Genomic DNA, 13,366 nt, shown 5'->3' with positions numbered 1-13,366 from the left:
GGACGATCCTCACACGGGACGGGGGCCGGGCCTCCTCTCACACGCGGACGGCCTCCCTCACGGGAGGAGTTCGAAACCGTCCCGGGCCAGGGTGAGGCCGTTGACCTGGATCTCGACCGGGTGCTCGCCCGGGTGGTAGCGGCGGGTGCTGATCGGGCGGATCGTGTGCGCCTTCTCCAGGTGCCGGGTCCGGCCGGGGGCGAGTTCGAGCTCGGTGAGCTTGAAGACCTTGGGGATCGGCCGACGGTTCTCGCGTACGTGGTGGACGACGTAGTCGACGGTCACCCGGTGCGGACGCGTATCGGTGTTCTCGACGGCGAAGCGCAGGGTGACGGTGTCGCCGAGACGGATCGCGGCCGGCCGGACCGTCAGATCATGGACCCTGACATGCTCGCCTCCGGTGTTGCCGAGCAGGGCGAGGGCCTCCTGGTCCCCCTTCTTGACCAGGGTCCGCAGGGCGTGCTTCACGATCCACCGGGTCTCGGGTACCGGGCTCTCCCGGAGCCAGCGCCGGGCGGTGGCCAGGGCGAGGTCGGGGTGGTCCTTGGAGATGTCGTTCAGGTTGTTGGCGACCGAGGTGCGCACGTAGTTCGAGGGGTCGGCGCGCAGGTGCTCCAGGATCTCCAGGACGGGGGAGGGGTCCTCGACGAAGAAGGGGAGGGAGCCCGCCCAGGGCAGCCGTGGCCGGATCCCCTCGCTCGCCAGCCTTCTCACGTTGTGGCCGGGGTCGACCGCCCAGCGGGCGAAGCGGGCCATCGTGATCTCACGGTGGTGGGTGACGAACGGCCGGACGGCGTACTCGGCGGTGTGGCAGCGGGTCACCTCCTCCAGGAAGTCCAGGGACTCCTCGGGGTGGTCCAGGCCGTACTCCTCCACGTAACGGGCGACCGGCATCAGGAACCAGCTCGTCTTGAACATCCCCCGGCCCTCGGAGAGCTCCTCGACCAGGGTGCCGCGCAGGATGTCCAGGGCCTTCGGATAGGAGTCGGGAAGGCGTGAACGCAGTCCTTCGCACAGGACCAGCACACGGTCCTTCAATTCCAGGTCGGGGACCCGACGGTCGACCTCGACCGCGTAACCCGCGGTGTCGAACCCGGGCAGGGCCGTCCGGATCCCCTCGCCCAGGATGAAGGCGGTCTCTCCGGTGAAGTGCTTCTTCAGGCCGTACTCTCCGGACATCGTCCTGCTCTCTTTCGAAGGGGAGGCCCGCACGGGGCCGGGGCGCGAACGGCCCCCCGCCATCGAACAGCAGACCTCGGACATCCGCGCCGTGCCTCGCACCCGCGCCGACGGAACGGAACAAGCGTGATGAGAGTGACGTTGGAGGGCGTAGTGGCGCCCCAGTGTGCGAAACGGTTCGTATGGGGCGTCATCATGGGAGAGGCACGGGACCCCACCGGGGCCTGTACTCCGTAAGTCACCCTGAAACGAGGCTTGAGCTGTGCTGCGCACCCTCATGAACGGCAAGATCCACCGCGCCACGGTCACCCAGGCCGACCTGCACTACGTGGGTTCGGTCACCATCGACGCCGACCTGATGGAGGCCGCCGACATCGTCGACGGCGAACAGGTCCACATCGTCGACATCGACAACGGCAACCGTCTGGTCACCTACGCACTGGTGGGGGAGCGGGGCAGCGGTGTCATCGGGATCAACGGGGCCGCCGCCCACCTGGTCCGACCCGGCGACCTGGTCATCATCATCGGCTACGCCCAGGTGGACGAGAAGGAGCGGGCCGACCACGTCCAGCACATCGTCCACGTGGACGGCGACAACCGGATCGTCGCCCTGGGCAACGACCCCGCCGAGCCGGTCCCCGGAAGCGACCAGATCGCCGGTCGCTGACCTCTCCCGCCTCTTTCGAACGCCCGCGTGGACGCGCGGGCGTTCGTGTTCTCCGAGGTGAGGGACGCGCTCGCGACAAGTCCCTCTTACTGGCCGATTCCGGCCGGATCGGCCCATCCTCGTCCGGGTATGCCCAGGGGCGCCATGGAGGAACAGGACGAGGAACGGCGCCGGGTCGCCGAGCACATCGAATGGCAGAAACAGGGGGCGTGGGTCGTCCTCTGGGGGGTCCACAGCCGCCGCTTCTGGGCCTTCGCCTGCTGGCCGGTGATCCCGGAGGCCGGCGTGGTCGTCGACGCGGGCGATCCCGAGGCGCTCTACAGCGTGATGCGCTACGTCGAGCGTGAACACGACTTCCTGCGTTGGCGCTACGGGCGATCCCGAGGCGCCCGTTCGCCCGGCCCACGACGGTACACATCCGGACCTTTACCGGAAACACCCCCGGACCTTCCCCGAACCCCCTCTTGTGGCGGTTAACGTGCGGTTTCGGGGGCTCGTCGGTCCGGGCGGGCCGTCACACCGGACGAAGGGGTGTTCTCAGTGAGCGATCGGGAGCCCGAAGAGGGGCCCGAGGGGCGGCCGGGAGAGGATCCGGTGAACCACCATCCGCCCGAGGAGTGGCGGCCGGGGGACCCGGGAGACCCGTTCGGCGGAGGCCCCCGACCACCGGGGGAACCGCCGCGCTCGGACGGGCCGGGCGACCCGTACCACGACCCTTCCGGATATGGGGGCGCCGCGCCGGGGCCGCCCTCCGGGACGGAGGGTTCCGGAGGGCGGCCCACGATGCGACCTCCCCGGGGAGAGGAGACCGGAGAGCTCTCGGAGGGGCCCAACGGGCCGGGCGGGGCCGGCTACGAGAATTCCGGCTATCCGCCGGGCCAGGGGGGTTACCCGGACACCCCCTACACCTACGGGAATCGCGGCGGATACGAAGGCCGGGGGAGCGGCTTCTCCGGCCCGCCCCCGGTCCCTCCCACTCCTTGGGGCAAGATCCTCGGTATCGGATGCGGGGTTCTGCTCCTGTTGCTCCTGGTCCTGGGTGGATGCGGGGCGGTGATGATCTTCATGTCCGGGACGGGCTCGCCCGAGGGGCCCGGCGGCCCGGTCGGGCCGGGAGAAGGGGTGCAGGAGGACCCCCGGGGCGAGGAGACCCCTTCGAACGCCACCCTGGACGCCTCCTCGACCGACTTCCAGCCCAGTTCGCTGTACGTGGAGGGCGAGTTCACCAGCGTCCGGGTGCGGATCACCAACGACGGGGAGCGCTCGCTGGACGTCAACCCGCTCTACTTCACGGTCGTGGACACCTCGGGGGAGGAGCACGCCCCGGGCGACGCCATCGCGATGGACGCGCGGGAGATCAGCGTGCAGACCCTGGAGTCGGGTCAGAACGCCGAAGGGGTGATCACCGTGGAGGGAACGGTCGAACCGGAGAGCGTCGTCTTCGAGCCCTTCCACACCATCCCGGTGGAGGTACCGGTCGAATGAGGCGGGGTCAGGGCGCCAACGCGGGGTCGCGCAGCCATTCGTTCAGGTCCTGCCGGCGTTCGCCGTCGCACTTGAGCGGGCAGGTGGTGCAGTAGCCGTGCTCCGGGTCGCCCTTGTAGTCGAAGCAGCAGGTGCCGCGGACGGCCCAGGTGCCCTGGGGGTGGTCCGGCGCGAAGGGGAACAGACGGGGACGCCTGCGGGTGACGGCGCCGGCGGCGATCACCGCGTCGCCCAGGCGGGTGGCCAGCTCCCAGGCCTGTTCGGCGTCCCGGCCCAGGTAACGGGCCGGGTTGAGCATGTAGAAGTGCAGGGTGTCGAGCACCCACCCCCACAGGGTGCGCTTCCCCGCCCGCGAGTGCGCGTGCAGCGCCTCCACCAGCGGCTCGACGGTGGCGAACAGGGCCTCGGCGGTCAGCCGGATCTGTTCGGCCTCGTCTCGGGCGACCAGGGTGTCGGGGTGGTCGGCGGCGGGGTCGTCGGGCAGGACCACGGTGCGGGCGTCGACCACGATCGGGGTCTCGAAGCGCGAGTGGGAGAGGTTCCAGGGCAGGCGGAGCGTGTCCGGGGCGAGCAGCGGGGCTCGGCCCGTCAGGTACAGCGAGGACGCCACCAGGAAGATCGGCTCGCGCAGGGTGACCCGGAGCAGGTTGGTGGCGGCGGGCAGGCGGTGACCGGGGCCGTGTTCGGTCCGCAGTTTGTCGAACAGGACCGGCAGATGCCCCTCCTCGACCAGTGAGGCGACGCTGTGGTACTCCGTGCGGATCGTGGGACGGCGGTGGAGTTCGGCCAGGTCCAGCAGCTCGGGCAGGGGAGCGAACTTCAATCGTGCGCAGACGGAGCGGAGCGCGTCGAGTGGATCTGGTGACACCGCGGAACCTGCCCTTCGTCGCGTGGTGGGACCGTGTCGTCTCCGGCGGATGTGATGGCCGCGGGGCCGCCGGGAGGCGGGTAACCCCACGCCTGCTTAAGTGAGGCTACCCTAACGAAGATTCCCGGGGCAATCGGTGACGGAACGTGTTTGCCGAAAAGTGGCGTCTCGATGTCCAGGTAGGGCGCTTTCGGAGGGTTCGGGGTCGAGGCGTCCGTCGGCCCTCCCATATATCTGTGTGCGTGGTACACGGTTCTAGGATGGGTGTCGACGGACGAAGACGGGGAACGGGCCCGTCCGGCCCGACCGGCGGTCTCGAAGCGGTACCGACGACTGGTGGGACATGACGAGCGAGCGACAGCCGACGCCCGGGTTCGCCCGGGAGATCGAACTGCTCTGGGGGCTGAAGGAGGCCCCCAGGCGCGGCCCCAAGCCGAAGCTCAGCCGGGAGGCGATCGTGGACACCGCGATCGCGCTGGCCGACGCCGAGGGGTTGGAGGGCGTCTCCATGCAGCGTGTGGCCAAGGAGCTCGGTTACACCACCATGTCCCTGTACCGGCACGTGGACAGCAAGGAGGACCTGCTCGCCCTGATGTCCGACGCGGCCGTCAAGGGCATGCCGGTGCCCGAACCCCGTACCGACGGAGACTGGCGGGCCGGGGTGGAGGAGTGGTGCCGCAGCGCGATCACCATCTACCGGGCCCATCCGTGGGCGGTCCACATCCCCTTGTCCGGCCCTCCCGGAGGACCCTACGGACTCAGGTGGATGGAGGCCGGCCTCCGTGAGCTCGTCGCCTCGGGGCTGCGCGCGGACGAGGCGATCCAGACCCTCATGCTGTTGGCCTGCACCCTGCGCGACGCTCTCCGGATAGAGAACGACATGCGGCGTACGGCCGCCGAACGCGGCATGTCCCTGGAGGAGTCGACGAGGATGTGGGCGCAGAGCGTGCGGCGGGTCATCGACCCGCGGGAGTTCCCCACGATCTCCCGGGTCTTCGAGGAGGGCGTCTTCGAAGAGGAGCCCACCGAGACCGCGGACCCGGGACCGGCGGAGGACATCGACTTCCCCGTCCAACGCATCCTCGACGGGATCGAGGCCTACGTACGCGACAGGAAGGCCGGTGGCGACGCGCCCTGACCCGCCGACACGACGAGGCCGCGCCCGGTCCACCGGACACGGCCCCGCGCACGCCTCGGATCAGTGGATCAGGACGAGGTGATGGCGGCTCAACACGGCGACCACCTTGGCGCACACCTCGACCTCCACGCCCGCGTGTCCGGCCAGCTCCGCCACGGTCGCCTCCCTGTGCTCGGCGATCGCCTCCAACACCGGAGCGGTCACCTCGGGCAGCCGGTACCGCTTCCCCGCCACGGTCAGCGCCACCTTGCCGCCCTCCCGGATCATCGGCGGCGGCAGGATCGGCACGAACTCCACCCGTGACCCGGCCGAGGGAACGGCGTCCTCGACCGGCCAGGGAAGGGAGAACGAGGTCCGACGGGGGAAACGTCCGTCACGTTCGGCCAGGAAGTCGTCCAGGTCGGCCCGTTCGGCCGCCTCCACCAGGCGCGACACCAGTTCGTGCCGGTGCTTGCGGCGAGTGTCCGGGTCGGCGAATCGCGGCAGGTCGCGGCGGAACGCCTCCTCCTCGTACAGGCCCCGCACCAGCGACTCGGCCCAGTCGATCCCGGTCGCGCGCGTGAACCCGAAGGTCAGATGCATGCTCATCTCGCCGGTACCGGTCACCGTGTGCCACCAGCCACGGGGAACGTGGAGCACCTGCCCCGGACGCAGCACGCCCTCCCAGACCAGGTGGAGTCCTCCGTCGGCGTCCCTCGGCGGGGTGTGCGCGTGGTCGGTGTCGTTCTTCATCGGGAACGGACGGGTGCCCGGTCCGTGCACCTGCCAGTGCTTGGAACCCTCCACCTGGACGATCATCGTGTCGTGGTCGTCCCAGTGGGTGTCGAACCCGCGGGACTCGCCCCAGATCAGGTACAGATTGGCCTGCGCGCGTTCGCGTACCAGCCGCATCAGGTCGTCGGCGGCCTCCCCCACCGGGGCGTGCATCCTGTCCACACTGTCCAGGACCAGGCTGGCCCCGGCCCTCAGCTCTCGGTACAACGACTCGGGTCGGACGATCCGACGTGTGTCCCGAGAGGCGGTCCCCACATCGGTGTAGCGGTCCAACGGCACCGGTGAACCGTCCCGGTGCAGACGAAGACGCGGCGGTTCGGGTGCGCAAACGGCCAGCAGGCGGTTCAGGTCCTCCAGGGAGAACAGGGAACGTACGGCGTCCGCCCCCAGGTCGGCGAAGACGAACTCCTCCGACAACCGGGTGGTGAGGGCGTCGCGTCCCACGACGTCGCACAGGGCGCGGGTGAACAGACGACCGGGCTCGGTCACGGCGATCCTTTCGGAAGGGAAGGGGTGTGAGGGCGCGCGGACGCCGAAGGGAGAGGGGACCCGTCCGGCCCGGGGCGAGGCCGCCGGACCGGACGGGTCGGATCAGATGAAGTCGGAGCTGGAGTCGGTGCCGTCGTTGTCGCCGCCCGCCGTGATGTCGCGGGAGGTCACCTCCGCCAGGTCCTCGACCTCGACCTCGATGGGGTCCATATCGCACCTGCTTTCTGTACGGGTGATCGATCCTCATGAACCGGGGTGTCCCGGGCGCGTTCAACGCCCGACCAGCCCCGTCCTGTGGGCCGCGAACGCGTGGGCGTCGGCGGCCAGTCCGACGGCCCTGCCGACCGAGCGCGGGCCGTGCCCGACGTCGTGCTCGTAACGCAGCAGGGCGGGTGGACGTCCCCCTTCGCGCGGGGCGGCCGCGAGCAGGGCGGCGCACATCTTGCGCGGGTGGGCGGCGTCGGTCCTGGTGTCCCCGGCGAATCCGGTGAGCAGGATCTCCGGGTGGGGGCGTCCGGGTGCGCGCAGGGCGCTCTCCAGAGCCCGGTGGTAGGGGGAGTAGGACATCAACGCGGCGAAGTCGTCGGGATCGGAGACGCTGCCGAACTCGCGTGTCCACAACCGGCCCAGGCCCATCCGCTCGAACCGGACCATGTCGGCGAGCGGCGCGGAGGCGATCACCGCGGCGCACAGGTCGGGTCGGGCGGTGGCGGCGGCCAGGACGAGCAGCCCTCCGGCCGAACCGCCCGAGAGGCACAACTGGTCGCGCGCGCACCAGCCGCCCTCGACCAGGGAGTCGGCGGCGGCCACCAGGTCCCGGACCGCCTTGGGCTTATTGCGCCCCGAGCCCTCCAGGTGCCAGTGACGGCCCCCGTCGCCCCCACCGCGCACGTGGGCCACCGCGTAGCGTCCGCCGTGGAGCAGCCAGGCCAGTACGGTGGCGCTGAAGCCGAACTGTCTGGGACGTCCGAAACCGCCGTAGGCGTGCAGGAGTGTGGGGCCGGGGCCCGAACGTCCCGAGAGTCCGAAGACGGTGACCGGGACACGGGTGCCGTCCGGGGATCGGCTCCACAGCACGCTCCGTTCCACTCGGGGCCGGGCCGGGGCCGCGGGCCCGCCGGGGGGCCAGGGGAGGGGCGTCCGTTCACCCGGGGGCAGGCTCAGCACCCGTTGCTGGGAGGCGACGTCGGCGTAGCCCAGGTGTACCGTGCCGTCCGGCGCTTCGACCGGGGTCGAGACCATACCCTCGCCGGGAAGCTCCACCCGGTACAGGCGCCTTCCGGTGGAGGCGTCGTGCACGGCCGCCTCACTGATCCCCAGGCGGGTGCGGGCCACGAACAGGGCGGTCCCGCCGTCGGGTGTCGGTTGTGGACAGAACGCGTCCAGGGTCGCGCCGGCGTCCTCGGGCACGATCTCGCGCCAGTGTTCGGGGCCCGGGGCGTCGGGGCGGGCCGCGCAGATCCGACGTCGGGCGGCGCCCAGGGTGGTGCGCAGGTACAGCAGCCCGTCCGGTCCCCGCCGGACCTCGGTCTCGGCCTCGTGGCCCACCTGGAAGGGGCGTGTACGCGGGCTCTCCGGTGGATCCTCGGACAGGTCGGCCGTCCACAGGTCGGTGCGGTGGCCGGTGCCGTGGCTCTCGGAGATCAGGAGCGTCCGTCCGCCGAGCACCCGCACACCGGGCACGGTCCCCGCCCCGGAACAGGCGTGCACGAGGGTCTCGGAGCCGTCGCTCACCCGGCGTCCCCATACCCCGCGTACCCCTCGGGCGCCGTCCCTGCGCACGTAGTAGAAGAAGGGCTCGTCGCCGGGGACCCATGCCACGTGCGAGTAGCGGACGCCGGGCACCTCGGGGCCCACCGGAGAACCGTCGGAGACCCGGACGACCCGCAGGCCACCGCGTTCCACGCCGTTCGAGGAGGTCTGGAGGGCGACCAGGGTCCCCGTGGGGTCCGGCTCCCACGCGTCCAGGGTGGTACGTCCGGTGGGGTCCTCGACGCAGGGGTCGTAGACGGTGCGGGCGTCCTCGGGGCGGAGGGGACCGTCCCCCTCCGTCGTGTCGAACACCACCAGACGCGGGTGCTCGGCGCCGGCGGAGCGCAGGGTGGCGAACACGGCCCCGGGCCGGTGGACCGGTGGGGTCCACAGGTCGGTGGCCACGAGCTCGCGGATGAGGGAGGCCAACCGGTCGCGCAACGGCCAGCCGGAGGCCTCGAACTCGTATTCGAGGGAGCGCTCTCGAAGCCAACGGAGGGTCTCGGGGGAGTCCGCCGTCTCCAACCAGCGGTAGGGGTCGGGGACGGGCCTGCCGTGCAGGGTGTCGACGTCCGGTGAGGGTGATGAGGCTCCGGGGGCTCGGTTGCGCACCATCACATGGTTCAAGCGCCGTGACACGGCGGTCAAGGAAGAGATCTCTCCCGCCGGTGGGCCCTGAATGTCACCTTCGGGGAAGGTTTGTCGAGGTTGCCTGCCGGGATGACCGCCCATCGACCGATCATGGGACCCGCGAACGACGGCGGGCGACGCCGTGGTCGGCGTCGCCCGTGTCGCTACAGGAGGGGAGGATCAGACGTTGTCGGGGTGGCCGATGGCCAGACCGCTCGTCTGGTCGAAGAAGTGGAGCTGGCTGACGTCCACCGCGAGGCTGATGGTGCTGCCCGGCTTGACGGAGCTGCGCGGGCTCACCCGAGCGGTGAACTGGGTGCGGTCGTCCCCGAGGGGCAGACCGGCCTCGGCGCTCTCCTCGTCGTCGCCCGCGGCGTCCTTGGCCAGGGCCGCGGCGTCCTCGTGGCGGACCGGGGGAGCGTTCACGCTGAAGATCACGTTGATCTCGGTGCCCAACTCCTCGGTGACCTCGGCGGTCACCTCGACGCGCGGGTCGCCGTTGCCGTCGAGCTCGGCGTCGCTGAAGTCCGAGGGGCGGATGCCCAGGATCAGCGAGCGGCCGACGTAGTCGCTCAGGTTCGGCCGCGAGTCGATGACGGAGGCCGGGACCGGGAGCCGGTGCTCGGCGAACTTCAGGACGACCTCGTCGTTCTCACGGACCAGCTCGGCGTCGATGAAGTTCATCGCGGGGGAGCCGATGAAGCCGGCCACGAACAGGTTGACCGGGGCGTCGAAGAGACGCTTGGGGGTGTCCACCTGCTGGAGGCGACCGTCGCGCAGCACCGCGACCCGGTCGCCGAGGGTCATCGCCTCGACCTGGTCGTGGGTGACGTAGACGGTGGTGACGCCCAGACGCTCGTGGAGCTGGTTCAGGGAGGCGCGCATCTGGACGCGCAGCTTGGCGTCCAGGTTGGACAGCGGCTCGTCCATGAGGAAGGCGCGCGGCTCGCGCACGATGGCCCGACCCATGGCCACACGCTGACGCTGACCACCGGAGAGGGCGCCCGGCTTGCGCTTGAGGTAGGGCTCCAGGCCGAGCATCCCGGCGGCCTCGTTGACGCGACGGGCGATCTCGGACTTGGCGACCTTGCGCAGCTTCAGACCGAAGGCGAGGTTCTGCTCCACGGTCATGTGGGGGTAGAGCGCGTAGTTCTGGAAGACCATCGCGATGTCGCGGTCCTTCGGCGGACGGTCGTTGACGATCTCGTCGCCGATGACCAGGGTGCCGTCGGAGATCTCCTCCAGACCCGCGATCATGCGCAGCGCGGTGGACTTACCGCAGCCGGACGGGCCGACGAGCACCATGAACTCGCCGTCCTCGATCTTGAGGTTCAGGTTGTCGACGGCCTTGACGTCGCCGCCGTAGATCTTGTCGACGCCCTCGAGGACGATCTCCGCCATGGTGTTCAACTCCCGATCGGTGTGGCCTGTCCGGGGTGGAGGAGGGAAGGGGACTTCGGTCTCCACCTCGACCCGATGTTCGAACTTGATCGAAACGGGTCGATTCGTTGATCACATCAGACAGGATTCTGATCGAATTGTCCATAGCAGTGTCGATTTCGATCTGGTTGCGACCGGGAGACGATCACCGGTGGTCAACTGGCGTGCCGGCCTCAGGTGCGTTAGCCTGGCCGACGGTTCATCGCTTGCTCACCGGCCGCCTCCGCGACCGACGGCCACGACACGGCCGCCGGGTTGAGGCAACAGGTCGGAGAGTCTGGGTAACCTAACGACCAGTCCAGCACTGGACGGACCGGTTGTGCGGCCCCCGCTCGTCCGATCGGACGCTGCATCACGCGCCAGGTGCAGTTGGGATCGGGTGAGGGGCGGAGTACCGCGACCGGGCGGGGGGTTGGACCCGGAAAAGGCCCGAACATCCAGTAGACAACGGTATTCCGAGCTCGCCGCCGACGGGACGGAGCCGGTCCGAAGGGTGGCTCGGGCCTTTTCCGCGTCCCCCCAATATGCTGACCGTCAGCACCCTTCCATCGCCGGCGGAAAGCGAGCACCCCACGTGGTTGCCGAGCACACGGGGTCGGGCACCGCCCCGAGCCCCGAAAGATCCTCGCAGGGCACCACGGTGTCCGAATCGAGGGCGGGCGCGACCACATGGTCCCCCCTGTCCCCGGGGCACCGCTGGGGTCGCCTCGACCCCCTCTGGCGCGCACTGGTCGCCATCGCCTCGGGACTGGCCCAACTCCTGGCCCTGCCGCCCTACGGGCTGTGGTGGCTGGGGCCGCTCAGCGCGGCCCTGCTCCTGCTCGCGGTCGGAGGGACACGACCCCGCCGCGCCCTCTGGCTGGGTGCCCTGTCCGGGGCCGCCCTCATGGTCCCGCTCATCCATTGGCAGAGCGTCTTCGGTGTCGACGTGTGGCTCGCCATCGCGGGCGCCGAGACCGTCTACTTCCTCCCCCTGGCCGCCGGCCTGGCCGTCGTCGCCCGCCTGCCCTACTGGCCGCTGTGGACCGCGGCCCTGTGGGTGGCCCAGGAGGCCGTACGCGCGCGCTGGCCGCTCGGAGGCTTCCCCTGGGGCAAGCTCGCCTTCGCCCAGCCGGACACGCCCTTCTCCGGCTACGCCGCCCTCGGCTCCTCTCCACTGGTGACCTTCGCCGTCGCCCTCACCGGAGCCATGCTCCTGTGGACCCTCATCCGGGCCGTGGCGACCCGGGGGCGCCCCCGGGTCCTGCTGCCCGCCATGGGCCTGGCGACCACCGCGGCGATCGTCCTGGGCGGTCTGGTCGCCCCCGCGATCGGTCGACCCGCCCCGGACGGGACCGTCACCCTCGGCATGGTCCAGGGCAACGTGCCCAACACCGGTGAGATGTCCGTCCTCGGAGAGCGCATGCAGGTCCTGCGCAACCACGCCGACGGCGTCCACGAACTCGCCGAGGCCGTCCGTGAGGGCGAGTACCCCGAGCCGGACATGGTCCTGTTGCCGGAGAACGCCAGTGACATCGACCCCTTCCACGACGAGGAGGCCGCCGCGATCATCGAGGCGGCCGCGGACGACGCGGGTGTGCCCCTGCTCTGGGGGATGAGCCGCTTCAACGACGACGGCACCCGTTACGTCCAGAGTGTGGTCTGGGACCCCGAGACCGGCCCCGGTGACACCTACGACAAGCGTTACCTCGTCCCCTTCGGCGAGTACATCCCCTACCGCGACTTCTTCACCCGGTTCGTCTCCCGGCTGGAGCAGGTGAGCTCCGACGCGATCCCCGGCACCGAACCCGGCGCGTTGGAGATCGCCGACACCACGCTGGCCGTGGGCATCTGCTTCGACGTCGCCTTCGACCCGCCGATCCGCGAGTCCGTGGCCGCCGGCGGACAGATCATCGTCGTGCCCACCAACAACGCCAACTACAACTTCACCGGCCAGTCCGACCAGCAGTTGGCCATCACCCGACTGCGTGCCGTCGAACACGGGCGGCCCGCCATCGTCGTCTCCACCAGTGGCATCAGCGCCGTGGTCGAACCGAACGGGGTGGTGACCTACCGATCGCCCGAGGCCGAGCCCGATATCCACGTCGCCGAGCTGACCGCGATGGAGGGGCCCACCGTCGCGACGCGGCTCGGGGCGGTCCCGGAGGCCCTGCTCGCGGTGGTCGGTCTGGCCGCCGCCGTCGCCTCCACCGTGATCACCCGACGTTCACGCGCGCGAATCGAACGGTGAGAGGGTTCCGAACCCGGGAACCATTGACCATGAGGGCGCGTTCTCTCCTAGAGGGAGACGAACGAGCCGGCCCACGACTCTGAGGATGGTTGAGCGATGCCGCTGCTGACGGTACTGGCGCTGATGGCACTGCCGTTCCTGGAAGTCTGGCTGATGATCGTCGTCGCCGGTCGGATCGGCGTCCCCTGGACCCTGGCGGCCCTGGTCTCGCTGATGATCCTGGGCTTCGCGGTGCTCCGCCACACGGGACACGCCTTCCGCGAGGTGGTCAAGGAGGCCGACGAGGCCATGCGCACCGGCGAACAGCCGCGCAAGGGCCTGCTGGACCCCCTGATGCTCATGGCCGGCGGCATCCTGTTGGTCGTTCCCGGGTTCATCACGGCGGCCCTGGGCCTGCTGATGGCCACCCCCTTCACCCGGCCCGTGCTGCGCTGGGTCTTCGCGGGTTGGGCCGCCCGCCGGATGCGCAGGATGCAGGAACGCGTGAACGAGGAGTTCGCGGCCCGCGGCGCCACCATCCCGGGCCAGGGCCCCTTCGGTCCCGGTGGTCCGGCCGGCGGTCCCTTCGGCCCGGAGCCCGGCGCGGGAGCCCCCGGGCGGGGCGGTCCCGGTGCCTCCACCGACCGTGGACGTGTCATCCAGGGCCACTTCGAGCCCGTCGACGACGACAACGACAAGAACTGATCGGACCGGCTTCGCGGGGCGGCGCGCCCC

General features: G+C 70.5%; 10 protein-coding genes and 1 pseudogene. 6 read left to right on the top strand and 5 right to left on the bottom strand.

Features of this window, described 5'->3' with window-relative positions:
- Window positions 1-57: 57 nt before the first annotated feature.
- Entirely contained in the window at window positions 58-1,179 is a 1,122-nt protein-coding gene (locus U9J66_RS05290) for a DNA alkylation repair protein (protein ID WP_326337203.1), read from the bottom strand.
- 262 nt (window positions 1,180-1,441) lie between these two features.
- On the opposite strand from U9J66_RS05290, the gene panD reads away from it, so the two are divergent.
- From panD to U9J66_RS05275, 3 genes and pseudogenes are all read left to right on the top strand, one after another.
- Window positions 1,442-1,846, top strand: a complete 405-nt coding sequence (panD, locus tag U9J66_RS05285; RefSeq protein ID WP_014912032.1) for an aspartate 1-decarboxylase — start codon at window positions 1,442-1,444, stop codon at window positions 1,844-1,846.
- Between the two features lie 129 nt (window positions 1,847-1,975).
- Window positions 1,976-2,224, top strand: a pseudogene (locus tag U9J66_RS05280) (hypothetical protein); the annotation flags it as partial.
- A 405-nt stretch (window positions 2,225-2,629) separates the two neighbouring features.
- Entirely contained in the window at window positions 2,630-3,331 is a 702-nt protein-coding gene (locus tag U9J66_RS05275; RefSeq protein WP_326337202.1) for a DUF4352 domain-containing protein, read from the top strand.
- Window positions 3,332-3,338: 7 nt separating this feature from the next.
- Here the strand turns inward: U9J66_RS05275 and U9J66_RS05270 are convergent, their stop codons facing one another.
- Window positions 3,339-4,199: a (2Fe-2S)-binding protein gene (locus U9J66_RS05270; protein WP_014912510.1), complete on the bottom strand. Its 861-nt coding sequence runs from the start codon at window positions 4,197-4,199 to the stop codon at window positions 3,339-3,341.
- Between the two features lie 343 nt (window positions 4,200-4,542).
- Between U9J66_RS05270 and U9J66_RS05265 the strand changes: the two genes are divergently transcribed.
- Window positions 4,543-5,337 carry a TetR/AcrR family transcriptional regulator gene (locus U9J66_RS05265; RefSeq protein ID WP_326337201.1) on the top strand — a complete coding sequence of 265 codons (795 nt, stop codon included), beginning with the start codon at window positions 4,543-4,545 and terminating at the stop codon, window positions 5,335-5,337.
- Window positions 5,338-5,397: 60 nt separating this feature from the next.
- Here the strand turns inward: U9J66_RS05265 and U9J66_RS05260 are convergent, their stop codons facing one another.
- The 3 genes from U9J66_RS05260 to U9J66_RS05250 form a co-directional block, all read right to left on the bottom strand.
- Complete coding sequence (locus tag U9J66_RS05260; protein ID WP_042280779.1) at window positions 5,398-6,600, bottom strand: JmjC domain-containing protein; 1,203 nt, start codon at window positions 6,598-6,600, stop codon at window positions 5,398-5,400.
- 270 nt (window positions 6,601-6,870) lie between these two features.
- On the bottom strand, window positions 6,871-8,967 hold the full coding sequence (locus tag U9J66_RS05255) for a prolyl oligopeptidase family serine peptidase (protein WP_326337200.1): 2,097 nt from the start codon (window positions 8,965-8,967) through the stop codon (window positions 6,871-6,873).
- 195 nt (window positions 8,968-9,162) lie between these two features.
- On the bottom strand, window positions 9,163-10,383 hold the full coding sequence (locus U9J66_RS05250) for an ABC transporter ATP-binding protein (RefSeq protein WP_014913088.1): 1,221 nt from the start codon (window positions 10,381-10,383) through the stop codon (window positions 9,163-9,165).
- A gap of 613 nt (window positions 10,384-10,996) precedes the next feature.
- Here U9J66_RS05250 and lnt point away from each other — a divergent pair.
- Window positions 10,997-12,652: an apolipoprotein N-acyltransferase gene (gene lnt / locus U9J66_RS05245; protein WP_326337199.1), complete on the top strand. Its 1,656-nt coding sequence runs from the start codon at window positions 10,997-10,999 to the stop codon at window positions 12,650-12,652.
- Window positions 12,653-12,748: 96 nt separating this feature from the next.
- A complete protein-coding gene (locus tag U9J66_RS05240; RefSeq protein ID WP_014912352.1) occupies window positions 12,749-13,336 on the top strand; it encodes an FxsA family protein in 588 nt (195 codons plus the stop codon).
- The last annotated feature ends 30 nt before the right edge of the window (window positions 13,337-13,366 follow it).

It is taken from the genome of Nocardiopsis sp. LDBS1602 (assembly GCF_035818715.1).
In the GTDB taxonomy this organism is placed as follows: Bacteria; Actinomycetota; Actinomycetes; order Streptosporangiales; family Streptosporangiaceae; genus Nocardiopsis; species Nocardiopsis alba.
The sequence above is the reverse complement of the archived record's forward strand: the minus strand, read 5'-3'. Positions and strand labels throughout refer to the sequence as shown.